Origin of the sequence: Variovorax sp. M-6 (genome assembly GCF_052114385.1) — a bacterium.
Taxonomy (GTDB): Bacteria; Pseudomonadota; Gammaproteobacteria; order Burkholderiales; family Burkholderiaceae_C; genus Variovorax.
Window position 1 is genome coordinate 87,381 of record NZ_JBFREQ010000024.1, and the last position, 24,529, is coordinate 111,909.

Sequence of the window (24,529 nt, forward strand, 5' to 3'; positions counted from 1 at the left end):
TATGTATTGCATCCAAATATTGATTGGAAAGATATGGGTGCGATTCCTAGACTCGCCTCACCTTGAAGCGAAGCGATCTCCAGCAGAAAGCACGGCAGTACATCAACGGCCGCTGGGAGAGCGGCGTCACCATGGGCCTGAGCGAAAACCCGTCCGACACCCGTGAGGTGGTGGCCGAGTACGCGCGTGGCGACCGCAGCCAGGCCGAGGTGGCGGTCCGCGCCGCCGCCGATGCCTTTCCCCACTGGAGCCAGAGCACGCCGCAGCGGCGCGCCGACGCGCTGGACCAGATCGGCAGCGAGCTCCTCGCGCGCCGCGAAGCGCTCGGCCTGCTGCTGGCGCGCGAGGAAGGCAAGACGCTGGCGGAGGCCGTCGGCGAGGCCGCGCGGGCCGGCCACATCTTCAAGTTCTTCGCCGGCGAGGCGCTGCGCGGCAGCGGCGGCGAAACCCTCGCCTCGGTCCGTCCGGGCGTGCAGGTGGACGTCACGCGCGAGCCGATCGGCGTGGTGGGACTGATCACGCCGTGGAACTTCCCGCTCGCCATCCCGGCCTGGAAGATCGCGCCGGCGCTCGCCTGGGGCAACAGCGTGGTCTTCAAGCCGGCCGAACTGGTGCCGGCCTGCGGCTGGGCGCTGGCCGAGATCATCAGCCGCGCCGCACTGCCGGCGGGCACCTTCAACCTCGTGATGGGAAGCGGCCGCGAAGTCGGCCATGCCCTGGTCGACAGTCCGCTGGTGGATGCGGTCAGCTTCACCGGCTCGGCCGCCACCGGCGAGCAGATCCTGCAGGCCGCGGCGCGGCGGCGGGCCAAGGTGCAGCTCGAGATGGGCGGCAAGAACCCGTTGGTGGTGCTGGCCGATGCCGACCTCGACCGGGCGGTGGACTGCGCGGTGCAGGGCGCCTATTTCTCGACCGGCCAGCGCTGCACCGCATCGAGCCGGCTGGTCGTCGAGGCCGCCGTGCACGACGTCTTCGTGGCGCGGCTGCGCCGCCGCATGGCAGGGCTCAAGGTCGGGCATGCGCTGGAGCGCGGCACCGACATCGGTCCCGTGGTGGACCGCGTGCAGCTGGCGCAGAACCTGGCCGCGGTCGCCAGCGCGGTCGAGGAGGGCGCCGAGCACGTGTGGGGCGGCGAAGCGCTGCAGCGCGCGACGGTCGGCCACTACATGAGCCCGGCCCTGTTCCTGGCCCGGCCGGAGCACCGCATCGCGCGCGAGGAGATCTTCGGCCCCGTGGCCTGCGTGCTGCGGGCCGACGACTACGAGCATGCGCTGCAGATCGCCAACGACACGCCTTTCGGCCTGTGCGCCGGCATCTGCACCACCTCGCTGTCGCGCGCCATGCACTTCAAGCGCCATGCGAAGGTCGGCATGACGATGGTCAACCTGCCGACCGCGGGCGTCGACTACCACGTGCCCTTCGGCGGCCGGAAGGCCTCGGGCTACGGCCCGCGCGAGCAGGGCCGGCATGCGGCCGAGTTCTACACCAGCGTCAAGACCGGCTATGTGCTCGCCTGAGACCTTGCGGGATTGAAGAGTCGCATTTTTCACCACGCCAACCAGGAGACATCATGAAGCTGAACCGTCGCACGCTCAACATCGCGCTCGCATCCGCGACGCTGTCCTCGCTGCTGCCGGGCCCCGCCCTGGCGCAGAAGAAACCGGTGCTGGGCTTCGCCCAGGTCGGCGCCGAAAGCGAATGGCGCACTGCCAACACCGAGTCGATCAAGTCGGCCGCCAAGGAGGCCGGCATCGAACTCAAGTTCTCCGATGCGCAACAGAAGCAGGAGAACCAGATCAAGGCGATCCGCTCCTACATCGCGCAGAAGGTCGATGTCATCGCCTTCTCGCCGGTGGTCGAGTCGGGCTGGGAAACCGTGCTCATGGAGGCCAAGGCGGCCAAGATTCCGGTGGTGCTGACAGACCGCTCCGTCAACGTCAAGGACGACTCGCTCTATGTGACCTTCATGGGCTCCGACTTCGTCGAGGAAGGCCGCAAGGCCGGCCGCTGGCTGGTCGAGAAGGAGAAGGACAACAAGGGTCCGATCAACATCGTCGAGCTGCAGGGCACCGTGGGCTCGGCGCCCGCGATCGACCGCAAGAAGGGCTTCGAGGAAATCATCAAGGCCGACCCGAAGTTCAAGATCATCCGGTCGCAGACCGGCGACTTCACGCGCGCCAAGGGCAAGGAAGTGATGGAGGCGTTCCTGAAGGCCGAGGGCAAGAAGATCAACGTGCTCTACGCGCACAACGACGACATGGCGATCGGCGCGATCCAGGCCATCGAGGAAGCCGGCATGAAGCCGGCGCAGGACATCATCATCATCTCGATCGACGCGGTGAAGGGCGCCTTCGAGGCCATGATGGCCGGCAAGCTCAACGTCTCGGTCGAGTGCAGTCCGCTGCTCGGCCCGCAGCTGATGAGCGCGGTCGCCGACATCCAGGCCGGCAAGCCGCTGCCCAAGCGGATCCTGACCAAGGAGGGCATCTTCCCGATGGAAGTGGCGAAGTCGGAGTTCCCGAATAGGAAGTACTGACCCCCAGGTTCCTGGAGACGATGAGCAACGAGAATCTTTCCGACGTGCCGATGCTGCAGCTGAGTGGCATCGACAAGCAGTTCCTCGGCGTGCCGGCGCTGTCGGGGGTGGCGCTGCGCCTGCGTGCCGGGGAGATTCATGCGCTGCTGGGGCAGAACGGCGCCGGCAAGTCGACGCTGATCAAGGTGCTGACCGGCGTCTACCCGGCGGACGGCGGCGAGATGCGGCTGGCCGGCCAGCCGATCCGGCCGTCGTCGCCGCTCGATGCGCAGCGCATGGGCATCAGCACGGTCTACCAGGAAGTGAATCTCTGCCCCAACCTGTCGGTGGCCGAGAACATCTTCGCCGGGCGCTATCCGCGGCGCGGCCTGGCGCAGGGCTTGCGCATCGACTGGGCCGCGGTGCATCGCGGGGCGCGCGCGCTGCTGGCACGGCTCGACGTCGACATCGACGTCACGCAGTTGCTGTCGAGCTACTCGGTCGCGGTGCAGCAGATGGTGGCGATCGCGCGCGCGCTGGGCCTGTCGTCCAGGGTGCTGATCCTCGACGAGCCGACCTCCAGCTTGGACGACGAGGAGGTGAAGAGCCTGTTCGCGGTGCTGCGCCGGCTGCGCGGCGAAGGGCTCGCGATCCTGTTCGTCACGCACTTCCTGAACCAGGTCTACGCGGTGTCAGACCGCATCACGGTGCTGCGCAACGGCGCCTGGGTGGGCGAATGGCCGACCGGCGACCTGGGGCCCCAGGCCCTGATCTCGGCCATGGTCGGGCGCGAGTTCGCGGCGCAGGCCAGCGGCCATGCCGAACTGCCGCCGATCGGCGAGGCGGCGCCGGCGCTGCTCCAGGTCGAGGGCCTGGGCCAGCGCGGGCAGTTGCAGCCGATCGACCTGCGGGTGCGCGCCGGCGAGGTGCTCGGCCTGGCCGGGCTGCTCGGCTCGGGTCGCACCGAACTGGCGCGCCTGCTGTTCGGCCTGGCGAAGCCCGACCAGGGCCGCCTGCGCATCGACGGCATCGTGGTCGAACTCGCGAGCCCCGCCGACGCGGTGAAGCACGGCCTCGCGCTGTGCCCCGAGGAGCGCAAGACCGACGGCATCGTGGCCGAGCTGTCGCTGCGGGAGAACATCGCGTTGGCGCTGCAGGCGCGGCGCGGCGTGCGCAACACGCTGTCGCGCGCCGAGCAGACCGCACTGGCGGAACGTTTCGTCAAGGCGCTGGGCATCAAGACGGCGAGCGTCGACACGCCCATCGGCCTCTTGTCGGGCGGCAACCAGCAGAAGGCGGTGCTGGCGCGCTGGCTCGCGATCGAGCCCCGGCTGCTGATCCTCGACGAGCCGACCCGCGGCATCGACGTCGCGGCCAAGCAGGAGATCATGGAGGAGATCCTGCGCCTCGCGCGCGGCGGCACGGCGGTGCTGTTCATCTCCTCCGAGATGATCGAAGTGGTGCGCGTGTCGCACCGCATCGCGGTGCTGCGCGACCGGCGCAAGGTGGGCGAACTGCCCGGTGGCAGCAGCGAGGACGCGGTATACGAGCTGATCGCGGCGGACGCATGAGCAGAACAATGCCCGACGTCATCGCAAGGCTGTTCCGGCACCGCCTGGCCTGGCCCCTGGTCACGCTGGCGCTGTTGCTGGCGGTCAACGCCGCCTTCAACCCGAACTTCCTGCACCTCGAGTGGCGCAGCGGCCACCTCTACGGCAGCCTGATCGACATCCTCAACCGCGCGGCGCCGCTGGTGCTGGTGTCGCTCGGGATGACGCTCGTGATCGCGACGCGCGGCATCGACATCTCGGTCGGCGCGGTGGTGGCGATCGCGGCGGCGCTGGCGGCCTGGATGATCGGCGGCTCGCTGGTGATGCGCAACGGCGCGGCCGAACAGGTGAGCCGCTTCCCGATGTGGCTGGCGATCGTCGGCGCGCTCGGCGCGGCGCTGGCCTGCGGCCTGTGGAACGGCCTGCTGGTGGCGCGCGTCGGCATGCAGCCGATCATCGCCACGCTGATCCTGATGGTGGCGGGCCGCGGCATTGCGCAGCTGATCACCGGCGGGCAGATCATCACGATCTACTACGCGCCCTTCTTCTTCATCGGCAGCGGCTACCTGCTCGGGCTGCCGTTCTCGGTCTACGTGGCGGCGCTGGTGTTCGCGCTGGTCTATCTCGCGATCACGCGCAGCGCGCTGGGCCTGTTCATCCAGGCCGTAGGCATCAACCCCGGCGCGGCCCGCGTGGCCGGCGTGCGGGCGCGCCGCATCGTCGTGGGCGCCTACATGTTCTGCGCCTTCTGCGCCGGCGTCGCCGGGCTCCTGATCAGCTCCAACGTGAAGAGCGCAGACGGCAACAACGCCGGCCAGTTGCTCGAACTCGACGCCATCCTGGCGGTCACGCTCGGCGGCACCGCGCTCACCGGCGGCCGCTTCAGCCTGGTCGGCAGCGTGATCGGCGCGCTGATCATCCAGACGCTGACCTATGCGATCTATTCGCTGGGCGTGCCGCCCGAGATCAACCTGGTGGTCAAGGCGGTGGTGGTGTTCGCGGTGATGCTGCTGCAGTCGCCGGAGTTCCGCGCCGGCCTGCGGCAGCTGGCGCAGCGGCCGGCGCGCGGGGGGACGGTGCGATGAGCGCACTCGTGTCGAACAGATCCCAGGCGGGCGTTGCGCCGGCGTCGCGCAACCGATCCGCGGCCGCGCGCCTCAACCCCAAGTACCTGCCGCTGGCCGCGACCATCTCGCTCTTCATGCTGATGGCGACGCTGGGCTCGGTTTTCTACGACGGTTTCTTCTCGCCGCAGGTGTTCCTGAACCTGCTGATCGACAATGCCTTCGTCTGCATCGTCGCGGTCGGCATGACCTTCGTGATCCTGTCGGGCGGCATCGACCTGTCGGTCGGCTCGGTGATCGCGCTGACCACCATGGTGTCCGCCTCGCTGGTCGAGAAGCACGGCTGGAGCCCGTCGATCGTGATTCCGCTGGTGCTGGCGATGGGCACCTGCTTCGGCGCCTTCATGGGTTTCCTGATCGAGCGCTTCCGGCTGCAGCCCTTCATCGTGACGCTGGCCGGCATGTTTCTCGCGCGCGGCCTCTGCTACCTGATCAGCATCGATTCGATCAGCATCACCAACGAGTTCTATGCCAAGGTCTCGCAGTGGCGGCTGCCGGTGTGGGGTGACGCGTCGATCTCGCTGTCGGGGCTGATCGCGCTGGCGGTGGTGGCGCTGGCGGTGTTCGTCGCCCACTTCACGCCCTTCGGCCGCGCCGTGTATGCGATCGGCGGCAACGAGCAGTCGGCGCTGCTGATGGGCCTGCCGGTGCGCTCGACCGTGATCGGCGTCTACACGCTCTCGGGCTTCTGCTCGGCGCTGGGCGGCGTGGTCTTCACTTTCTACATGCTGTCGGGCTACGGCCTGCACGCGGTCGGGCTCGAACTCGACGCGATCGCCGCGGTGGTGATCGGCGGCACGCTGCTCACGGGCGGCGTCGGCTATGTGGTGGGCACGCTTTTCGGCGTGCTCATGCTGGGCATCATCCAGACGCTGATTTCCTTCGACGGCACGCTGAGCTCGTGGTGGACCCGCATCGTGGTCGGCGTGCTGCTGTTCGTGTTCTGCCTGCTGCAGCGCCTGTTCAGCGCGCGCGGCGGCGGGCCTCACTGAGTTCATCGAATGTCCGATATCCCGACGCGCCGCTACCAAGGCATCTTCCCGGTCGTTCCGACCCCCTTCACCGAAGCGGGCGAGCTCGACCTTGCGAGCCAGAAGCGCTGCGTCGATTTCATGATCGACGCCGGCTCCGACGGGCTCTGCATCCTGGCCAACTTCTCCGAGCAGTTCGTGCTGTCGGACGACGAGCGCGAGCTGCTGACCCGCACCATCCTCGGGCACGTGGCCGATCGGGTGCCGGTGATCGTCACCACCACGCACTTCAGCACCCGGGTGTGCGCCGAGCGCAGCCGCCGCGCGCAGGACCTGGGCGCCGCGATGCTGATGGTGATGCCGCCCTACCACGGCGCCACGTTCCGCGTGCCCGAGCCGCAGATCTTCGAGTTCTACGCGCGGCTGTCCGATGCGGTCGGCATCCCGGTCATGGTCCAGGACGCACCCGCGAGCGGCACCGTGCTGACGGCGCCTTTCCTCGCGCGCATGGCGAGGGAGATCGAACAGGTGTCCTACTTCAAGATCGAGACCGCGGGCGCGGCGTCGAAGCTGCGCGAGCTGATCCGGCTCGGCGGCGACGCGGTCGAAGGCCCCTGGGACGGCGAAGAGGCGATCACGCTGATCCCCGACCTCGACGCCGGCGCCACCGGCTCGATGACCGGCGGCGGCTACCCCGACGGCCTGCGGCCGATCATCGCGGACCACCTGGCCGGCCGCCGCGAACAGGCTGTCGAGCGCTACCGCCAATGGCTGCCGCTGATCAACTACGAGAACCGGCAGGCCGGGCTGCTGGCCTGCAAGGCGCTCATGAAGGAGGGTGGCGTGATCGACTGCGAAGCGCCGCGCCACCCATTGCCGGCGATGCATCCGGACACCCGCGCCGGGCTGATCGAAACCGCGCGCGCCCTCGACCCGCTGGTGCTGCGCTGGGGGCGCTGAGGGGCCCGCTCAGCGGGTCCAGAACGGCCGCAGGTCCGCGACCTTGGCGAGCGCCTTGCGGCACTGTGCGGCGCTGGCCGGCTGGCTCGCCGCCAGCCAGCCGACCGCGAACCAGGCCGCCCCGTCGTGCGCGGCACCCTCGCGGCAGGCGGTCATCGCCATCTGGGCGTCGTTGTGCGCGCCGAGCGCGTCCTGCGCCGGCTCCAACTGTTCCAGAAAGCGCTGCGCGGCGCGCCGTCCGAACAGGGGAGCCGCGAATTCGCCCAGGTAGCGCAGCCGCTTCAGGCGCTTGCGCACGCGGTGTTGCTCGGCCGGCTCGAGGCGGTCGAAGCGCTTGCCGTCGCGCAGCACCTGCCGATGCAGCGTCGAAAGCCGGACCCGCAGCGCCTTGCGTGCCGGTGCGCCCTTCTTCTCAGGCTCCCCCTCGGTTCGGCCCGGAAGGGCGGCGGCGATCAGATCCATCAGGACCGCCTGGAAGCTCGCCGCCCGGACCACTGCCTGCGCCTCGGGGATCTCGCCGGCCGCCTGCGCGAAGCCGAAGGGCGGTGCCCCATGGGCCAGCATCTGCGGCTGCACTACCTGCAGCACGTGGTCGCGATCGCGTTGGCGGCCGAGCGCGCGGAAGGTATCAACCAGCACGGGCTCCCAGGCCGGGTCGACCGCCGGCGCGAAGCCGGCCATCTCTCGCAGCGCGGTGCGCAGCCGCCGGATGCCGACCCGCAATTGATGCACGTGCTCGGGATCGGGACTGCCCGCCGCGACCTCGCTGGCGTTTGGAAGCATCTGCGCCAGGCAGCTGTCGAGCACGGCGCGAAACACCTGCGGGCCATCGGCATCGGCGTCCAGCCGAGGCGCCCGGGCCTTGGTCGGCGGGCCGTAGGCCAGGCCTCGCGCCAGCCGCTCGCCATGCTCGGACTTGGATACGGTGTCGAGCCAGAGTCCGTAGCGTCCGCGCCAGCGCCGGGCAAGCTCGAGCATCGACGAGGCGCTGCCGAGCTTGAGCTCGATCTCGAGTTCGCACAGTGGCTGCGAGTGCTCGCCGCTGCGCACTTCGCCGACATCGAAGGCCAGTTCGACCAGCGCGTCGCCGCTGCGCATTTCGCGCGTGGTGCGCCAGACATCGGTGCCATACAGCGGCACCCACTCGACCTCGGCCGGGTCGTGCCCGGCCTGGCGCAGGGCCAGGGCGATCCGCTCGCCGACCGCCGTCCCGTCGTGCCGCCCGGCCAGCGGCAGCGGCGCTTCGCCGGCCCGCACGGGCGGCAGCTCGACGTTGTGTTCCAGGCGCTCGACAGGGCTCGCACCCGGGGCCTTGGCGGTCTGTATCCAGGCGCCGTCTTCCTTGCGCACGCGCAGCACGATGTGCCGGGCGGCCAGTGCGCCGTCCGCCGTGTCGTAGTAGCGGGCGCGCAGCCGGGAGCGATGCGAACGTCCCCGCGCGACGGCCGCTTCCACCGCGGCCCGGTTCGGCGCGTCGACCTGGAATTTGAGCTCGAACTCGGTCACTGGGTCACTCGGTGACCCCAACGCGGATGGCGCCGGCTTCACTCCTTCAGTTCGCTGACCTGCAGCGATAGATCGTACAGCTTGGACTTGCTCGCGTAGTAGCGGTCGAGGCGCCATTCCCTGAGGATGTCCATCGCCAGCTGGAAGCTCTTGTAGTCGAGTTCATAGAGCGTGACCAGCTCGAAGCTGGCCTCGGATTCGAGCGCCAGAACCAATCGGGCGAGGATCTTTGCAGACGCGTTGGCCGGGTCCGTTTCGATGAATCGGCGGGCGACCTTGATGGCGTTCATGGGGAAATCTTCCTCGTTAGTACATTCCCCTGACTATAGCCAGCGCCCGCATGCGCTTTGTGACAGTCACATGACGGGCTCGGGTATTGCCGGCCCGCCATGCCGCGTTCAGCGAACCGGCGTTTCGGCCTGGCGAATCACGCCGCCGCCCAGCACGCTGCCGGTCAGGGTGGTCGAAGCGCCGCCCATGACCCGGGTCTCGCAGGCCTCGCGGTCGCTCTCCGGCTGCCGGGCGCAGCGCGCGAGCGCGTTCTGTTGCAGGGTGGCCGCATCCGGCGCTGGGAAGCCGCCCCGGCGTGCCGTCTCGGCCGCTGCGCCTCGTTCACGCAGGCAGGCGGCCTTGTCCTGCAGCATGCCGTCGCAAGGCAGTGAGCCGGGCATCGAGCCGAGTGGCGGGCCGGCGGCGAAGGCGGCCGATGCGCCGGCGAGGCTGCCGGCGGCCAGCAGGGCGGCGAAGCAGGAATGCAGTGCGGTGTTCATGGTGACTCCTTGTTCATGGCGGCGCGGACTCGCGCCACCCCAGGCCTTCAGTCTGCGGCCCGATGAAGAAGGAGCGTGTGGGACGGCGGGGCCGGGCGCGAGGGCCCGGAGGCGCGCCTTGCTGTCAGACAGGGTCGCGTCCGATGCCGGACGAGGGCTCAGGCCGGCGCCGGGCCGCCCCAAGGCGGCCTGCGGCCCGAGCCGATCACCCCGCGGCGATCCGTTTCGACAGATGCGCCAGCGCTTCCTCGACTTGATCGACCAGGATCAGCGACAGGTCACCGGGCTGCAGCCGGGCCAGTGCCGCGTCGATGGCGATGAATTCGCCGCGAATCTCGTCGATGAAGCGGGTGCGCTCCGCGCCTTCCAGACCCTGGCGCAGCAGCGCCATGACCTCGCCGTCGGCGCGGCCGCGTTGCGCCGCGTCCTGGTAGAGGATCACGTCGTCGAAGGCCTGGCCGAGGATCGCGGTCTGGTCGCGGATGTCGCAGTCGCGCCGGTCGCCGGCGCCGCTGATCACGACCGAACGCTTCTTCGCCGGCATGGTGTCGACCGCGGCGACCAGCGCACGCATGGCGTCGGTATTGTGGCCGTAGTCGGCGATCACGGTGGCGCCGCGGTAGTCCATCACGTTGAAGCGGCCAGGCACGCCGGCGGCGTCGTTCTTGAAGCTCGCGAGGCCGCTGCGGATCGTGTCCCAGTCGAGGCCCACGGCCCAGGCCGCGGCCACCGAGGCCATCACGTTGTCGACCTGGAAGCCGATGGTGCCGTTGCGCGTGATCTGCACGTCGCGCAGCGGAATGCGCTCGCGCCACGAGCCTTCGGCCGCCACCAGCGCGTCGCCGTCGACATAGACCGTGCGCTTGCCCTGCGCGCGGTGCGTGGCCATCACCGGGTGCGCGCGGTCGGCGGCGAAGAAGATCACGCTGCCGGGGCAGGTGGTCGCCATCGCGGCCACGTTGGGGTCGGTGGCGTTGAGCACCGCGTAGCCGCCCGGAGCGACGTTGCGCACGATCACGCGCTTGAGCACGGCCAGGTCTTCGACGGTCGTGATGTAGTTGAGGCCGAGGTGGTCGCCGCTGCCGATGTTGGTCACCACCGCCACCTGGCAGCGGTCGAAGCCCAGGCCCTCGCGCAGCACCCCGCCGCGCGCGACTTCGAACACCGCGGCATCGACGTCCGGGTGCAGCAGCACGTTGCGCGCGCTCTTCGGGCCGCTGCAGTCGCCGCTGTCGGTCTGCCGGCCGTCGACGTAGACGCCGTCGGTGTTGGTCATGCCGGTGCGCAGGCCGCTGCCGGCGAGCAGGTGATTGATGAGGCGCGCGGTGGTGGTCTTGCCGTTGGTGCCGGTCACGGCGACCACCGGGATGCGGCCGTCGTCGCCGTGCGCGAAGAGCGTGTCCATCACCGCCTCGCCGACCGCGCGGCCGCGGCCGAAGGAGGGCGAGATGTGCATCCGAAGGCCCGGCGCGGCATTGACTTCGACCACGCCGCCGTGCTGCTCCTCGAGCGGACGCAGCACGTTCTCGCAGACCATGTCGACGCCGCAGATGTGCAGGCCGACCATCTGGGCGGCGTCGATCGCACGGGCCGCCACTTCGGGGTGCACCGTGTCGGTGACGTCGGTGGCGGTGCCGCCGGTGGAGAGATTCGCGTTGTTGCGCAGCACCACGCGCTGGCCCAGGGCCGGCACGCTGTCGGGCTTCAGGCCCTGCGCCTCGAGGCGGCCGATGGCGATGTCGTCCAGCCTGATCTTGGTCAGCGAGGTGGCGTGACCCTCGCCGCGGCGCGGATCCTGGTTGACCCCTTCGACCAGCTCGCGGACCGACTTCGTGCCGTCGCCGATCACCTGCGGCGGATCGCGGCGGGCCGCGGCCACCAGCCGGTCGCCCACCACGAGCAGGCGGAAGTCGAAGCCCGGCAGGAACTTCTCGACCATGACCTCGCCGTAGGCCGCCGCCGAGTCGTAGGCGGCGAACAGTTGCTCCTGGGTCGTGATGTTGACCGTGACGCCCTTGCCCTGGTTGCCGTCCTGCGGCTTGACCACCACGGGCAGGCCGATCTCGAGCGCCGCGGCCCAGCCGTCGGCAGCGTCCGCCACCGGGCGGCCCAGCGGCACCGGCACGCCGGCCGCGTTGAGCAGCTGCTTGGTGAGTTCCTTGTCCTGCGCGATCGCCTCGGCCACGCCGCTGGTGCTGTCGACCTCGGCGGCCTGGATCCGGCGCTGTTTCGAGCCCCAGCCGAATTGCACCAGGCTGCCGCGCGTGAGCCGGCGGTACGGAATGCCGCGCGCCACCGCCGCGTCCACGATGGAGCCGGTGCTCGGCCCCAGGCGCTCGGATTCGTCGAGGTCGCGCAGCTCGGTGATGGCCGCGTTGGCGTCGAATTCGGTGCCGGCGTGGGCGGCATCGATCAGGGCCTTGGCCAGCTCGAGCGCGCGCCGTCCGACGGCCTCCTCGCTGTACTGGAAGGCGACCTGGAAGACGCCGTCCTCGAGGGTGCGCGAGGTGTGGCCGAAATTCACCGGGCAGCCGGCCTGCGCCTGCAGCGCGATGGCGGCGTTCTCGAGCACGTGGGCCAGCGCCAGCGGCTGGCCCAGCACGATCGGGTGCAGTTCGCCGATGGTCGGGAACAGCGCACGCAGGCGGTCCTCGAAGCCCGGCAGGCGCTCGATCGCGGTTTCATCGGCCGTGCAGCGGACGATCGCCTCGATGCAGGTGTGGCGGCTCCACAAATTGGGCCCGCGCAGGGCGCGGATGCGGGTGACTTCCATGGCGTGGGGTGCCGTCGGACCAGGGTCCGACGGTCAGGCAAATTGTTGTTCGGGCGAGAGAAGGGTCTGGGACAGCTGCAGCGACGCGAGCGCCGCCTGCAGGTCGGCTTCGAAGGCCTCGACGCCGGCACCGATCAGGTTCAGCGGGATGCCCAGCGCCCAGGCCGCGGCGACCGCCGCGAGCAGGCTGTCGAGGCTGACGCCGGGGTGCGTGGCGCGCCAGATGGTCAGCCGGCCGAGGCCCGGCAGGAAGGATTCGCTGCTGCCGTTGGCCAGCACCACGCGGTCCTGGCGCACCAGCACCGCCTTGCCGCCTTCGGCCTGGTGCTCGGTCAGCGCCGCGGCCTGCGGGTCGGCACAGTAGAGGATCACGTCGCCGTCGCACAGCGGCGCCAGGCCAGCCACCCGTGGATCGGCCGCGTTGAGCACCGCGGTGCCTTCGGGCAGCACCACGTCGACCTGGGTGCGCAGCACCTTGACCATCTGGTCGCTGGCCGAGATGTCGAATTCGCCCAGCAACTCGGCGCCTTCGAGGTCGGTCACGATGCCGACTTCGCAGCGGTCGTAGGCCAGGCCGTCGCGCAGGATGGTCTCGGCGCCGTTCTCGATCACCACCGCCTGCACGGCGCGGTTCACGAGCAGTCGATGGCCGGCTTCCCAGTGGGCGCTGTCGCGGGCATCGACCCGGCGCCGCTCGAGGAACAGGCCGTCGCGGCAGGCCAGGCCGGTGTGGCGGCCGCCGAGGCCGATCAGCCAGGCCACCAGGCGCGACAGCACCGCCGTGCCCTGCGAGCCGGCAACGCCGACCACGGGGATGCGGCCCGGGGCGTCGTCCGGGAACAGGTGGTCGCAGATCGCGCGGCCCACGGGCCGCGGCGAGCCGACGGCCGGCTTCAGGTGCATCAGCAGGCCGGGGCCGGCGTTGACCTCGACGATCGCGCCGCCCTGCGCCGCCAGCGGGCGCGAGATGTCCGTGGCCACCATGTCGACGCCGGCGATGTCCAGGCCGACCACGCGGGCGGCCAGCACGGCCGCATGGGCGACTTCGGAATGCACCTGGTCGGTGCAGTCGATCGCCATGTTGCCGTTGCGCTGGATCGTGACCACCCGGCCGGCGGCGGGCACCGCGGCGGCGTCCAGGTCCTGGCGCTTGAGCTCGAGCTGCAGCTTGGCGTCGGTGTCGACCACGATCACGTCGAGCGGGAATTCCTCTTCGGCACCGCGCCGCGGGTCGCTGTTGAGCTGGCTGTCGATCAGCTGGGCCACGGTCGAGCTGCCGTCGCCGGTGACGGTGATGACCTCGCCGCGCGCGGCCGCGACCACCTGGCCGCCGACCACCAGCAGGCGGTGCTCGTAGCCCCGGATGAAGCGTTCGACCATCACGTCGCTGCCTTCGGGCTCGGCGACCGCGAAGGCGGCGATGACTTCCTCGCGCGTGTGGAGTTCGAGCGACACCCCGCGGCCGTGGTTGGCGTCCGAGGGCTTGACCGCCACCGGCAGCCCGATGTCCTCGGCGGCTTCCCAGGCTTCCTCGGCATTGGCCACCACCTGGCCTTCGGGCACCGGCACGCCGCAGCTCGCGAGCAGCGACTTGGTGAGCTCCTTGTCGCTGGCGATCGATTCGCCGATGGCGCTGGTGTAGTCGGTCTCGGCGGTCCAGATGCGCTGCTGGTTGGCGCCGTAGCCGAGCTGGACCAGGTTGCCGCTGTTGAGCCTGAGATGCGGGATGCCCCGGTCGGTGGCGGCGCCGACGATGCAGGCGGTGCTCGGGCCGAGGTAGCAGTCCTCGACCTTGGCCTTGACCGCATCGACCGCGCGCTGCACGTCGGCGGTGCCGAACGGGTCACCGTTGATCGCCGCCATCAGGAGGCGGTGGCCTTCGGCCAGCGCGACCCGGGCGACCTGCTCGTCGCGGGCCCGGAACACCATGCGGTAGACGCCGTGCTGCGAGGTGCTGCGGGTCTGGCCGAAGCCGGTCGGCATGCCGGCCAGGTTCAGCAGCTCGATCACGACGTGCTCCAGCACGTGGCCGGCCCAGGTGCCTTCGTTCAGGCGCTGGATGAAGCCGCCGCGCTCGCCGACGCCGCAATGGTGCTCGATCAGGGCCGGAAGCAGCGTGGTCAGGCGCTCGGTGAAGCCGGAGATCGTGTTGGAAGGATGGTCCTCGAGCGCGCCGAGGTCGAGCCAGACTTCGAGCACCGGACGGTAGGTCCAGAGGTTCGGACCGCGCAAATAGTTGATGCGCAGCAGACGGATGTCGTCGAAACGGGTCATGAAAACGTTCGATGTGCTTTGACCGAGCACCACGGCGCCTTCAAGCGCGCCCATGGCGATCAGTCAGAATCGGCGCCCGACGTGCGCCAGAAAGGGTCCGTCGGAGGGCCGGAAGTACAGAAACACAATGCAACATCAAGATCCATTCGGAGCCCCGGGGGGCGAAGCAGGGGAGGCCTCAGACGCTCTGAAAAGTCGGCTCTCAGTCGCGGAAAACGTTCTGGCGACCCTCCCGGTTGACCTCGATGAGGAACTTCGGTTTAAGTCCGGCCTGCTGGCGCTGACCGATCGGCGCCTGTTGGCCTGCAGCGCCGGGGGAATCTGGACCGAATGGCCGATTTCCGCGGCCGGGGGCCTGGAGCTCCAGTTCGGCGACCACGCCGGCGTCGGGACGCTCGATTTGCTGGACGCGCGGGGCCGGCTGGCGCGCTGGCGCTACACCCTGGCCCAGCAGCCGGCGGCGCTGCGGCTGCAGAAACTGTTCGAGGCAAGGATCGAGGATGTCGCGCAGGCGACAGCGTCGGGTGCCGATGCGGACGACGCGGCGCCCGGCGAGCCGGAGCTCCAGGCCCCGCCCTCGACCTGGGTGCTGCTGCGCCTGGGCCGCTTCGCCAAGCCCTACCGCAAGCAGCTGATCACCGGGTTTCTACTGACCCTGGCCTCCACTGCGGCGACCCTGGTGCCGCCCTACCTGACCATCCCGCTGATGGACGACATCCTGATCCCGTTCCAGAACGGGCAGCAGATCGCGGTCGCCAAGGTCGTGATGTTCCTCAGCGCGCTGCTGGCCGCGGCACTGGTCGGCTGGGCGCTGGGCTGGGCCCGCACCTACCTGCTGGCGCTGGTGTCGGAGCGCATCGGCGCCGACCTTCGGACCACCACATACGAACACTTGCTGACCTTGCCGCTCGACTACTTCGGCGGCAAGCGCACCGGCGACCTGATGGCGCGCATCGGCTCCGAGACCGACCGCATCAACGTCTTCCTGTCGCTGCACGCGCTCGATTTCCTGACCGACGTGCTGATGATCACGATGACCGCCGTGATCCTGTTCTCGATCAATCCGCTGCTGGCGGTGGTCACGCTGGTGCCGCTGCCCTTCATCGCCTGGATGATCCATGTGGTGCGCGACCGGCTGCGCACCGGCTTCGAGAAGATCGACCGCGTGTGGAGCGAGGTCACCAACGTGCTGGCCGACACCATCCCCGGCATCCGCGTGGTCAAGGCCTTCGCGCAGGAGAAGCGGGAAGCGAAGCGCTTCCATGCCGCCAACGTCTACAACCTTCAGGTCAATGACAAGCTCAACAAGACCTGGTCGCTGTTCACGCCCAGCGTCTCGCTGCTGACCGAGATCGGCCTGCTGGTGGTCTGGGGCTTCGGCATCTGGCAGGTGGCGCGCGGGCGCATCACGGTCGGGGTGCTGACCGCCTTCATCGCCTACATCGGGCGCTTCTACACCCGGCTCGATTCGATGAGCCGGATCGTCTCGGTGACGCAGAAGGCGGCCGCCGGCGCCAAGCGCATCTTCGACATCCTGGACCACGTGAGCAACGTGCCGGAGCCCGCGAACCCGGTGAAGGTGGAGCGCGTGCAGGGCCGCATCGAGATGGCCGACGTGGGCTTCCGCTACGGCAGCCGGGCGGTGATCCGCGATCTCGACCTGGTGATCGAGCCGGGCGAGATGATCGGCCTGGTGGGCCACAGCGGCTCGGGCAAGAGCACGCTGGTGAACCTGATCTGCCGCTTCTACGACGTCACCGACGGCGCCATCAAGGTCGACGGATGCGACATCCGCCGCTTCGCGGTGGCCGACTACCGGCGCCACGTCGGGCTGGTGCTGCAGGAGCCGTTCCTGTTCTTCGGCACCATCGCGCAGAACATCGCCTACGGCAAGCCCGACGCGACGCGCGAGGAGATCGTGGCCGCGGCCCGCGCCGCGCATGCGCACGACTTCATCCTGCGGCTCGCGCACGGCTACGACTCGCTGGTCGGCGAGCGCGGCCAGGGGCTGTCGGGCGGCGAGCGGCAGCGCATCAGCATCGCACGTGCCTTGCTGATCGACCCGCGGATCCTGATCCTCGACGAGGCCACCTCGGCGGTCGACACCGAGACCGAGAAGGAGATCCAGAAGGCGCTCGACAACCTGGTGCAGGGACGCACCACGATCGCGATCGCGCACCGGCTCTCGACGCTGCGCAAGGCCGACCGGCTGGTCGTGATGGACCGCGGCGAGATCGTCGAGGTCGGGCCGCACGACGCGCTGATGGAGAAGCAGGGCGCCTACTGGCGGCTCTACCAGGCGCAGCTTCGGCAGGCTGACGACGAGAGCGCGGGCGCGGCGGCCGAGCGCGCCTCGGTGGCCCTGGCGCTGGGCGGACACGCAGCACATCCGGCGGGGGACGCATGAGCCACATTCAGCTTCAATTTCAACTCGAACGCGACGCCTTCGGCCGGCTGGTGCTGACGGACGACAGCGGCATGCGCCATGCCGGCGTGCTGCCGGTGCGGGCCTTTCCGCTGACCGCGCCCGACGACGGCATCTCGCTGGTCGGCCCCGACGGCCGCGAGCTGGTCTGGATCGATCGCCTCGACCGGCTGCCCGAGGCCACGCGCGAACTGCTCGGCCACGAGCTCGCGGCCCGGGACTTCGCGCCCACGCTGCAGAAGCTGCACAAGGTGTCGAGCTTCGGCGTGCCCAGCACCTGGACCGTCGACACCGACCGCGGCGAGACCCGCTTCGTGCTGAAGGCCGAGGAGGACATCCGCCGGCTCGAAGGCGGCGCGCTGCTGATCGCCAGCGCGCACGGGGTGCAGTTCCGCATTCCCGACGTGAAGGCGCTGGACCGCGGATCGCGCAAGTTGCTGGAGCGGTTCCTGTAGGGTCATCGGCGCGCGGCGCGGAGGTGCATCAAATACAATGAAGTGCATCAAATCAATGAAAGTGCATCAGCCATGCGCACCACGGTCACGCTGGAAGACGACGCCTTCGAAGTGGCTCAGGCCTATGCGCAGGCGCGCGCCCTGAAGCTCGGGCAGGCGATCTCCGAATTGATCCGGCGCGGCGGCGGCGAACGCCTGCCGGTGCGCAAGAAGGCGGGCGTCTGGGTGTTCGATCTGCCGCCGGATGCCCCTCGTGTCACGAGCCGCCAGGTCAAGGATCTGCTGGAAGACGCGCCTTGAGCTGGCTGCTGGACGCCAACGCGCTGATTGCATTGGGTTGGCCGGCGCACGAGCACCACGAGCGCATGATTCGCTGGTTCCAGCGCCATGCGCGCGACGGCTGGGCCACCACGGCGCTGACGCAGGCCGCTTTCGTGCGCGTGATCTCGCAGCCGGTGTTCTCGGGGCAGGCCATTTCAATCGGCGAGGTCGCCGAAGTCCTGCTGCGCAACACCGCGCATCCGAAGCATCGCTTCCTTGCGCTGGATTTCGGCATCGAAGAGGTCCTGGGCTGCTGCACCGGCGGCCTGCGCGGACATCGGCAGATCACCGATGCCTGGCTCGTGACGCTGGCCATGCGCCATGGCGCGAGGCTGGTCACCTTCGACGGCGGCATCTCGCAATTGCTCGCCACCGCCGCCGAGCGGCAACGCCACATCAAGATCCCGGACTGACATTCATGCACAGCACCGCACTCGTCCTCTTCTCCGGTGGCCAGGACTCCACCACCTGCCTGGCCGATGCGCTCGCCAAATACGAGCGCGTGGAAACCATCGGCTTCGACTACGGCCAGCGCCATCGCGTCGAACTCGATGCGCGCCTCACGGTGCTGGCGCGCCTGCGCGAACGCTTTCCCCAGTGGGCGCCGCGGCTCGGCGACGACCACCTGCTCGCGGTCGACGTGCTGGGCCAGGTCAGTGCCTCTTCGCTGACCCAGGACATCGCCTTCGAGATGCAGGCCAATGGCCTGCCCAACACCTTCGTGCCGGGCCGCAACCTGCTGTTCCTCACGCTGGCCGGCGCGCTGGCCTACCGGCGCGGCCTCGAGGTGATCGTCACCGGGGTCTGCGAAACCGACTTTTCGGGCTACCCGGATTGCCGCGACGACACCATGAAGGCGATGCAGGTCGCGCTCACGCTCGGCATGGACCGGCGCTTCGTGATCGAGACGCCGCTGATGTGGATCGACAAGGCCGCGACCTGGGGCCTGGCCCACCGGCTCGGCGGCCAGCCGCTGGTCGAGCTGATCGTCGAAGACACCCACACCTGCTACCTCGGCGACCGCACGCAGCGCCACGACTGGGGCTACGGCTGCGGCACCTGCCCGGCCTGCGAGCTGCGCGCGCGGGGCTGGGAGCGCTACGTGGCTTCGACCTTGTAGCGCACGCCGCTGCCTTCGGGCTGCGGCACCAGCGTCCAGCGGCGCTGGTGATGGTCGCCGACCGAGGCCCGGTGCGCGATCGACACCATCGCGCCGCCGGCGGCCTGCACCATCGCCGTCAGTCGCTTGTAGAGCGTGGCCTCGCTGTCGGCATCGAGCGCGCTGGTGGCCTCGTCGGCGAACAGCCAGGCGGGTTTGCGCAGCAGCACGCGCGCGATCGCCAACCGCTGCTGTTCGCCGCCCGAGAGCTTCTGGCTCCACGCATCGCGGTCGTCGAGCCGGCCCGCGAGGTCGGGCAGCAGCGCGTCGTTCAGGGCCTGCACCAGCTGCGCATCGCTGAACTCGCTCGCCGGCTGCGGATAGGCCAGCGCGTCGCGCAGACGGCCGTCCGGCACGTAGGGCCGCTGTGGAATGAACATGGTGTTGTCGGGCATCGAGACCCGGCCCTTGGCGAAGGGCCAGATGCCGGCGAAGGCGCGGAACAGCGTCGACTTGCCGCTGCCCGAGGGGCCCTGCAGCATCACGGTGTCGCCCGGACGAACCGCCAGCGCGGCGCCTTCGATCAGGCGCGCGCCGTCGGGCAGCGTGACGCCGAAGCCATCGGCGCGCAGGCCCTTGGCGTTGTCTGCGGGTGCGCGTTCGAGCGCGCTGGTCGCGCCCGCATTGGCCCGCATCGCGGCCTCGAACGAGCTCAGCCGGTCGGCCGTGGCGCGCCAGACGGCCACCCGGTCGTAGTTGTCGACGAACCAGCTCAGCGAATCCTGCACCCGGCCGAAGGCCGAGTTGACCTGCATCAGCTGGCCGAGCTGGATCGCGCCGCTGAAGAAGCGCGGCGCCTGCACGATGAAGGCGAAGATCACGGAGGCCTGGCCGAACGACGCCGTGAAGGCGACCAGGTTCTTCTGCTTCCTGATCAGCTGCAGGTAGTTCTTCAGTACCGCGCCGAAGCGCAGCTGGAGCTGGCCGTGCTCGACCTTCTCGCCGCGGTCCAGCGCGATCGCCTCGCTGTATTCGCGCACCCGCACCAGGTGGTGCCGGAAGTCGGCCTCGTAGCGCTGTTGCTGGAAGTTCAGGCCGATCAGCGGCCGGCCGATGTAGTGGGTGATGACCGTGCCGGCCGCGCAGTAGGCCAGCGCGATCCAGACCATCGATCCCGGCACCGAGAAGTCATGGCCGAACAGCGAAAAGTTCGCCACGCCGCTCAGGCCCCAGAGGATGCCGATGAAGCTCACCAGCGTGACCACCGCGTTGAGCAGCCCCATCGACAGGGTCATGGTGTAGTCGGTGAAGATCTGCATGTCTTCCTGGATGCGCTGGTCGGGGTTGTCCGGCGTCTGCCCGTCCTGCTGGCCGTAGCGCGCCAGTTCGAGGCGGTAGAAGGTGCGGTCGGCCATCCAGCGCTGCAGGTAGCTGCGGGTCATCCAGGCGCGCCAGCGCAGCTGCAGCAGCTGGGTCAGGTAGAACCTGAGGATCGCGATCGCGATGAAGCCGGCCGCGATCCAGCAGAAGAAGACGATCTCCTTCCAGAAGATCGCCTGGTCCTTGTTCTGCAGCGCATCGTAGAAGCGCGCGTACCACTGGTTGTTGAGCACCAGCATGTAGACCGCACCGAGGTTGAGCGCCACGATGGCGGCCAGCAGCCCGCGCGCCATCCATTTTTCCTCGGACCTGAAGTAGGGCGAGGCCAGCGCGCCGATGCGGCGCAGGGTGGTGAGCATATTGGGCGAGCCGGCGGAAGTGGTCATGGCGTGGAAGTAGGTTCGCGCCTGGGTGCGGCGCGTTGCTTTCATCGTATCCCCGGGACGCGCCGGATTCTTAAGCGGTGCTGAACGGCGTCATCTGCGTGACAACGCGCCAATTTGTCATCGAGGCGCCACCGCGTTGACAAATGCCTGTCATATCCGCTGCCGATGATCCAGGGCTGCCGCGTACCGACGCGCGCCTTTCTGCATTTTTCCGTATCCCCCTGAGGAATCCATCCAATGTTGCGTCGCACCTTCCAGAGCCTCCTGCCCGCCGTCCTGCTGACCCTCGGCGCCGGCGCCACCGCGCAGGGCCGCACCGAGCTGCTGGTGTACACCGCGCTCGAGGCCGACCAGGTCCAGGCCTACAAGGCGGCCTTCGAGAAGGACAACCCTTCGATCGAGCTGAAGTTCGTGCGTGATTCCACCGGGATCGTCACCGCCAAGCTGCTGGCCGAGAAAGCCAATCCACAGGCCGACGTGGTCTGGGGCCTGGCCGCCACCTCGCTGATGCTGCTCGACAAGGAGGGCATGCTGCAGCCCTACGCGCCCAAGGGCCTCGACGCCATCAAGCCGACCATGCGCGACAGCGCCAATCCGCCCAAGTGGGTCGGCATGGACGTCTGGTCGTCGGCGATCTGCTTCAACACCACCGAGGCGCAGAAGAAGAACCTGCCCAAGCCCACCAGCTGGGCCGACCTGACGAACCCGGTCTACAAGGGTCAGATCACGATGCCGAACCCGGCGGCCTCGGGCACGGGCTACCTGATGGTGTCGGGCTGGATCCAGATGATGGGCGAGCCCAAGGCCTGGCAGTACATGGACGCGCTGCACCAGAACATCGGCATCTACAGCCAGTCCGGCAGCAAGCCCTGCCGCCAGGCCGGCGCCGGCGAGTTCGCGCTCGGCATGTCCTTCGAATACCGCGCCAACAAGACCAAGCGCGACGGCGCGCCGATCGACATCGTGCTGCCCAAGGAAGGCCTGGGCTGGGACATGGAAGCCACCGGCGTCATGAAGACGACCAAGAAGCCGGAGGCCGCCAAGGCACTGGCCGACTGGGCGGTCACGAAGCAGGCCAACGAGCTCTATGCCAAGAACTTCGCGGTGCTCGCGCTGCCGGGCATCCAGGAGAAGCTGGAGTTCGTGCCGGGCGACGTCGAGAAGCTGCTGGCCAAGAACGACTTCGGCTGGGCCGCCGCGAACCGCGACCGCATCCTCGCCGAATGGTCGAAGCGCTACGAATCGAAGTCCGAGAAGAAGCCGCCGCAGTGACGCCATCCGCATGACCAGCTTCCTGTCCCTGCGCGGCATCGGCAAGTCCTTCGGTGCCAGCCGCGTGCTCGACGGCATCGACCTCGACGTCGAGCCCGGCGAGTTCGTCTGCCTGCTCGGGCCCTCGGGCTGCGGCAAGACCACGCTGCTGCGCATCGTCTGCGGCATCGAGCACGCCGATCGCGGCCGGCTGTTGCTCAACGGCCAGGACATCGCCGGCCAGCCGCCGGCGGCGCGCGGCTTCGGCGTGGTGTTCCAGTCCTATGCGCTGTTCCCCAATCTCACGGCGGCGCAGAACATCGCCTACGGCCTGCATCCGACCGGTGCGCTGGCGCGCGAGATGGCCAGGCGCTCGCGCGAGATGCTCGATCTCGTCGGCCTGGCGGCCCATGCCGACAAGTACCCGGTGCAGCTGTCGGGCGGCCAGCAGCAACGCGTGGCGTTGGCCCGCGCGTTGGCGCCCAATCCGCGCCTGCTGCTGCTCGACGAGCCCTTGTCCGCGCTCGATGCGCAGGTGCGCGCCAGCCTGCGCGGCGAGATCCGCGCGCTGCAGAAGCGGCTCGGCATCGTGACCATCATGGTCACGCACGACCAGGAAGAGGCGCTGTCGATGGCCGATCGCGTGGTGCTGATGCACGACGGCCGCATCGAGCAGGCCGGTTCGCCCGGCGAGCTCTATCACCGGCCGCGCACCCGATTCGTCGCCAGCTTCGTCGGCCGCATGAACATGCTGCCCGCCACCGTGCTGGCGGGCGACAAGGTGCGGGTGCGCGACAGCGAGCTGCGCTGCGCGCCCGGCGCGCTGCAGGTGGGCGCGCAGGCCACCGTCGGCATCCGGCCCGAGCACGTGGTGGTCCGGCGCTTCGGCGACGGCCTGGGCGCCAACAGCTTCGCCGCCCGCCTGCTCGGTACCGAGTTCCTCGGCAACCGCACCGCGGCGCGGCTGGCCTGCGAACCACTCGGCATCGAGATCGAGGCCGAGCTGCCGCCCGATCACCGCACGGACGAGACCCTGGTGCCCAGCAGCATGGTGCACATCGAGCTGCCGCAGCACGCGCTGTCGGTGCTGGCGCATTGAGCGCCGCTGTCGACCGCGAGCGCTGGCTGACCGGCGCCGGCCTGCTGCTCGCGCTCGCGACGCTGGTCGTGATCGTCGCGCTGCCGGTGGCCGCGCTGGTGGGGCAGAGCTTCTTCGACCGCGCCGGTGCCTTCGTCGGCTTTGCGAACTTCGCCCGCTACCTCGACAACCCGGCGCTGGTGCAGTCGGCCTTCAACAGCGTCTGGCTGGCGGCGCTCAGCGCCGTGCTGTGCACCGCCATCGCCTATGTCTACGCCTACGGGCTCACGCTCTCGTGCATGCGCGGCAAGGGCTGGCTGCGCGCGGTCGCGCTGCTGCCGCTGCTGGCGCCCTCGCTGCTGCCGGCGATCAGCCTGATCTACCTGTTCGGCAACCAGGGCGTGTTCAAGGACTGGCTCGGCGGACTTTCGATCTACGGGCCACTGGGCATCGTGCTGGGATCGGTCTTCTGGACCCTGCCGCATGCGCTGCTGATCCTCACCACCGCGATGGCGACCTCCGACGGCCGGCTCTACGAGGCCGCGCAGACGCTCGGCGCCTCGCGCTGGCGGGTCTTCCGCACGGTGACCCTGCCGGCCTCGCGCTACGGGCTGATCGTGGCCTGCATGGTGGTCTTCGTGCTGGTCATCACCGACTTCGGCGTGCCGAAGGTGGTGGGCGGCCAGACCGGCGTGCTGGCCACCGACATCTACAAGCAGGTGGTGGGCCAGCAGAACTTCCAGATGGGCGCGGTGGTCGGCTTCGTGCTGCTGATCCCGGCGCTGCTGTCCTTCCTGGTGGAGCGGCGCGTGCGCCGGCGCCAGGCGGCGGCGCTGTCGGCGCGCGCCACGCCGCACCGCCCGGAGCCGGTGCCGGCGCGCGACCGCGCGCTGTTCGCCGCCTGCCTGCTGATCGCCGCGGCCATCCTCGGGATGATCGGCATGGCGGTGTTCGCCTCGCTCGCCACCTACTGGCCCTACCAGCTCGCGCCATCGCTGAAGAACTACGACTTCGGCAACATGGACGGCGGCGGCTGGGGCAGCTACTTCAACTCCTTGCAGCTCGGGCTGGGCGCCGCGGCGGCCGGCGCCGTCGCGACCTTCGTCTCGGCCTACCTGGTCGAGAAGCCGCGCCGCTTCGGCCTGCTGCGCGAGGCGCTGAACCTGCTGGCGAACCTGCCGCTCGCGGTGCCGGGCCTGGTGCTGGGCGTGGGCTACATCTTCTTCTTCAACTCGCCTTCGAATCCGCTGCGCGGGCTCTACGGCGGCATGGCGATCCTGATCGTCTGCACGGTCGCGCATTTCTTCTCGGTCGCCCACCTGACTTCGCTCGCCGCGCTGCGCCAGCTCGATCGCGAATACGAACTGGTGGCCGAATCGATGGGCGTGCCCTTCTGGCGCACGCTGTGGCGGGTGCACCTGCCGGTGGCCCTGCCCACGGTGCTGCAGGTCGGCGGGTACTTCTTCGTCAACGCGATGACGACCGTCTCGGCGGTGGTATTCCTGTACTCGCCCCAGACCACGCTGGCCGCGGTCGCGGTGCTCAACATGGACGATGCCGGCGACGTCGCGCCGGCAGCGGCGATGGCCTCCCTGATCATGCTCACGGCCGCGCTGGGCCGCGGCCTGTTCGCGCTGGCCGGTCGCGCCGCGTTGGCCAGAACCCAAGCCTGGAGAAGCCGGTGAGCGCGG

At 69.5% G+C, this 24,529-nt stretch carries 20 protein-coding genes; 14 read left to right on the forward strand and 6 right to left on the reverse strand.

All coding sequences use genetic code 11. The features are described 5' to 3' along the window. The first annotated feature begins 62 nt into the window (after positions 1–62). Genes AB4Z46_RS24485 through AB4Z46_RS24510 form a run of 6 tightly spaced genes read left to right on the forward strand, consistent with a single transcriptional unit; the run spans position 63 to position 7,120 of the window. On the forward strand, positions 63–1,517 hold the full coding sequence (locus AB4Z46_RS24485) for an aldehyde dehydrogenase family protein (protein ID WP_442286142.1): 1,455 nt from the start codon (positions 63–65) through the stop codon (positions 1,515–1,517). 53 nt (positions 1,518–1,570) lie between these two features. Next, positions 1,571–2,536 (forward strand): ABC transporter substrate-binding protein, encoded by a 966-nt coding sequence (locus AB4Z46_RS24490; RefSeq protein WP_442286143.1) that lies wholly within the window; start codon positions 1,571–1,573, stop codon positions 2,534–2,536. Positions 2,537–2,556: 20 nt separating this feature from the next. Further along, positions 2,557–4,086, forward strand: coding sequence for a sugar ABC transporter ATP-binding protein (locus AB4Z46_RS24495; protein ID WP_442286144.1), 1,530 nt, complete (start codon positions 2,557–2,559; stop codon positions 4,084–4,086). 8 nt (positions 4,087–4,094) lie between these two features. Next, on the forward strand, positions 4,095–5,150 hold the full coding sequence (locus AB4Z46_RS24500) for an ABC transporter permease (RefSeq protein WP_442286145.1): 1,056 nt from the start codon (positions 4,095–4,097) through the stop codon (positions 5,148–5,150). Continuing rightward, the gene (gene yjfF / locus AB4Z46_RS24505; protein WP_442286146.1) at positions 5,147–6,181 is read left to right on the forward strand and encodes a galactofuranose ABC transporter, permease protein YjfF; all 1,035 of its coding nucleotides are present in this window, start codon (positions 5,147–5,149) and stop codon (positions 6,179–6,181) included. The genes AB4Z46_RS24500 and yjfF overlap by 4 nt, the downstream gene beginning before the upstream one ends. A 9-nt stretch (positions 6,182–6,190) precedes the next feature. Then, positions 6,191–7,120: a dihydrodipicolinate synthase family protein gene (locus tag AB4Z46_RS24510; protein ID WP_442286147.1), complete on the forward strand. Its 930-nt coding sequence runs from the start codon at positions 6,191–6,193 to the stop codon at positions 7,118–7,120. Between the two features lie 9 nt (positions 7,121–7,129). Here AB4Z46_RS24510 and AB4Z46_RS24515 read toward each other — a convergent pair whose 3' ends face one another. The 5 genes from AB4Z46_RS24515 to AB4Z46_RS24535 all read right to left on the reverse strand — a co-directional run bounded on the left by AB4Z46_RS24515 (position 7,130) and on the right by AB4Z46_RS24535 (position 14,443). Continuing rightward, on the reverse strand, positions 7,130–8,626 hold the full coding sequence (locus AB4Z46_RS24515) for a CYTH and CHAD domain-containing protein (RefSeq protein WP_442286148.1): 1,497 nt from the start codon (positions 8,624–8,626) through the stop codon (positions 7,130–7,132). A 38-nt stretch (positions 8,627–8,664) separates the two neighbouring features. Further along, positions 8,665–8,916, reverse strand: a complete 252-nt coding sequence (locus AB4Z46_RS24520; protein WP_442286149.1) for a hypothetical protein — start codon at positions 8,914–8,916, stop codon at positions 8,665–8,667. A 108-nt stretch (positions 8,917–9,024) separates the two neighbouring features. Then, positions 9,025–9,396 carry a hypothetical protein gene (locus AB4Z46_RS24525; RefSeq protein ID WP_442286150.1) on the reverse strand — a complete coding sequence of 124 codons (372 nt, stop codon included), beginning with the start codon at positions 9,394–9,396 and terminating at the stop codon, positions 9,025–9,027. Between the two features lie 205 nt (positions 9,397–9,601). Beyond that, positions 9,602–12,169: a cyanophycin synthetase gene (gene cphA / locus AB4Z46_RS24530; RefSeq protein WP_442286151.1), complete on the reverse strand. Its 2,568-nt coding sequence runs from the start codon at positions 12,167–12,169 to the stop codon at positions 9,602–9,604. Positions 12,170–12,202: 33 nt separating this feature from the next. Continuing rightward, entirely contained in the window at positions 12,203–14,443 is a 2,241-nt protein-coding gene (locus AB4Z46_RS24535) for a cyanophycin synthetase (RefSeq protein ID WP_442286180.1), read from the reverse strand. 127 nt (positions 14,444–14,570) lie between these two features. Here AB4Z46_RS24535 and AB4Z46_RS24540 point away from each other — a divergent pair, with 127 nt between their 5' ends. The 5 genes from AB4Z46_RS24540 to queC all read left to right on the forward strand — a co-directional run bounded on the left by AB4Z46_RS24540 (position 14,571) and on the right by queC (position 18,764). Further along, complete coding sequence (locus tag AB4Z46_RS24540) at positions 14,571–16,850, forward strand: cyanophycin metabolism-associated ABC transporter (protein ID WP_442286152.1); 2,280 nt, start codon at positions 14,571–14,573, stop codon at positions 16,848–16,850. Continuing rightward, a complete protein-coding gene (locus AB4Z46_RS24545; RefSeq protein ID WP_442286153.1) occupies positions 16,847–17,323 on the forward strand; it encodes a cyanophycin metabolism-associated DUF1854 family protein in 477 nt (158 codons plus the stop codon). The genes AB4Z46_RS24540 and AB4Z46_RS24545 overlap by 4 nt, the downstream gene beginning before the upstream one ends. Positions 17,324–17,395: 72 nt before the next feature. Continuing rightward, positions 17,396–17,623: a hypothetical protein gene (locus AB4Z46_RS24550; RefSeq protein WP_442286154.1), complete on the forward strand. Its 228-nt coding sequence runs from the start codon at positions 17,396–17,398 to the stop codon at positions 17,621–17,623. Further along, on the forward strand, positions 17,620–18,057 hold the full coding sequence (locus AB4Z46_RS24555) for a TA system VapC family ribonuclease toxin (protein WP_442286155.1): 438 nt from the start codon (positions 17,620–17,622) through the stop codon (positions 18,055–18,057). Before AB4Z46_RS24550 ends, AB4Z46_RS24555 begins: the two co-directional genes overlap by 4 nt. A gap of 5 nt (positions 18,058–18,062) precedes the next feature. Continuing rightward, positions 18,063–18,764, forward strand: a complete 702-nt coding sequence (queC, locus tag AB4Z46_RS24560; RefSeq protein ID WP_442286156.1) for a 7-cyano-7-deazaguanine synthase QueC — start codon at positions 18,063–18,065, stop codon at positions 18,762–18,764. Here the strand turns inward: queC and AB4Z46_RS24565 are convergent. After that, positions 18,743–20,509, reverse strand: coding sequence for an ABC transporter ATP-binding protein/permease (locus tag AB4Z46_RS24565; protein ID WP_442286157.1), 1,767 nt, complete (start codon positions 20,507–20,509; stop codon positions 18,743–18,745). The genes queC and AB4Z46_RS24565 overlap by 22 nt on opposite strands. Before the next feature lie 237 nt (positions 20,510–20,746). Between AB4Z46_RS24565 and AB4Z46_RS24570 the strand changes: the two genes are divergently transcribed. From AB4Z46_RS24570 to AB4Z46_RS24580, 3 genes are read left to right on the forward strand one after another with little or no spacing between them, the layout of a single operon-like run. Further along, entirely contained in the window at positions 20,747–21,781 is a 1,035-nt protein-coding gene (locus AB4Z46_RS24570) for a putative 2-aminoethylphosphonate ABC transporter substrate-binding protein (protein ID WP_442286158.1), read from the forward strand. Between the two features lie 10 nt (positions 21,782–21,791). Next, positions 21,792–22,859, forward strand: coding sequence for an ABC transporter ATP-binding protein (locus AB4Z46_RS24575; RefSeq protein WP_442286159.1), 1,068 nt, complete (start codon positions 21,792–21,794; stop codon positions 22,857–22,859). Then, complete coding sequence (locus AB4Z46_RS24580; protein WP_442286160.1) at positions 22,856–24,523, forward strand: putative 2-aminoethylphosphonate ABC transporter permease subunit; 1,668 nt, start codon at positions 22,856–22,858, stop codon at positions 24,521–24,523. The genes AB4Z46_RS24575 and AB4Z46_RS24580 overlap by 4 nt, the downstream gene beginning before the upstream one ends. Positions 24,524–24,529: the final 6 nt, after the last annotated feature.

What these genes read in the sequence shown, in the direction of transcription:
- AB4Z46_RS24490 (WP_442286143.1), top strand. Translation starts at nt 1,571, where the DNA reads ATGAAGCTGAACCGTCGCACGCTCAACATCGCGCTCGCATCCGCGACG.
- AB4Z46_RS24495 (WP_442286144.1), top strand. Translation starts at nt 2,557, where the DNA reads ATGAGCAACGAGAATCTTTCCGACGTGCCGATGCTGCAGCTGAGTGGC.
- AB4Z46_RS24500 (WP_442286145.1), top strand. Translation starts at nt 4,095, where the DNA reads ATGCCCGACGTCATCGCAAGGCTGTTCCGGCACCGCCTGGCCTGGCCC.
- yjfF (WP_442286146.1), top strand. Translation starts at nt 5,147, where the DNA reads ATGAGCGCACTCGTGTCGAACAGATCCCAGGCGGGCGTTGCGCCGGCG.
- AB4Z46_RS24510 (WP_442286147.1), top strand. Translation starts at nt 6,191, where the DNA reads ATGTCCGATATCCCGACGCGCCGCTACCAAGGCATCTTCCCGGTCGTT.
- AB4Z46_RS24520 (WP_442286149.1), bottom strand. Translation starts at nt 8,916, where the DNA reads ATGAACGCCATCAAGGTCGCCCGCCGATTCATCGAAACGGACCCGGCC.
- AB4Z46_RS24525 (WP_442286150.1), bottom strand. Translation starts at nt 9,396, where the DNA reads ATGAACACCGCACTGCATTCCTGCTTCGCCGCCCTGCTGGCCGCCGGC.
- cphA (WP_442286151.1), bottom strand. Translation starts at nt 12,169, where the DNA reads ATGGAAGTCACCCGCATCCGCGCCCTGCGCGGGCCCAATTTGTGGAGC.
- AB4Z46_RS24535 (WP_442286180.1), bottom strand. Translation starts at nt 14,443, where the DNA reads ATGACCCGTTTCGACGACATCCGTCTGCTGCGCATCAACTATTTGCGC.
- AB4Z46_RS24540 (WP_442286152.1), top strand. Translation starts at nt 14,571, where the DNA reads ATGCAACATCAAGATCCATTCGGAGCCCCGGGGGGCGAAGCAGGGGAG.
- AB4Z46_RS24545 (WP_442286153.1), top strand. Translation starts at nt 16,847, where the DNA reads ATGAGCCACATTCAGCTTCAATTTCAACTCGAACGCGACGCCTTCGGC.
- AB4Z46_RS24550 (WP_442286154.1), top strand. Translation starts at nt 17,396, where the DNA reads ATGCGCACCACGGTCACGCTGGAAGACGACGCCTTCGAAGTGGCTCAG.
- queC (WP_442286156.1), top strand. Translation starts at nt 18,063, where the DNA reads ATGCACAGCACCGCACTCGTCCTCTTCTCCGGTGGCCAGGACTCCACC.
- AB4Z46_RS24565 (WP_442286157.1), bottom strand. Translation starts at nt 20,509, where the DNA reads ATGACCACTTCCGCCGGCTCGCCCAATATGCTCACCACCCTGCGCCGC.
- AB4Z46_RS24570 (WP_442286158.1), top strand. Translation starts at nt 20,747, where the DNA reads ATGTTGCGTCGCACCTTCCAGAGCCTCCTGCCCGCCGTCCTGCTGACC.
- AB4Z46_RS24575 (WP_442286159.1), top strand. Translation starts at nt 21,792, where the DNA reads ATGACCAGCTTCCTGTCCCTGCGCGGCATCGGCAAGTCCTTCGGTGCC.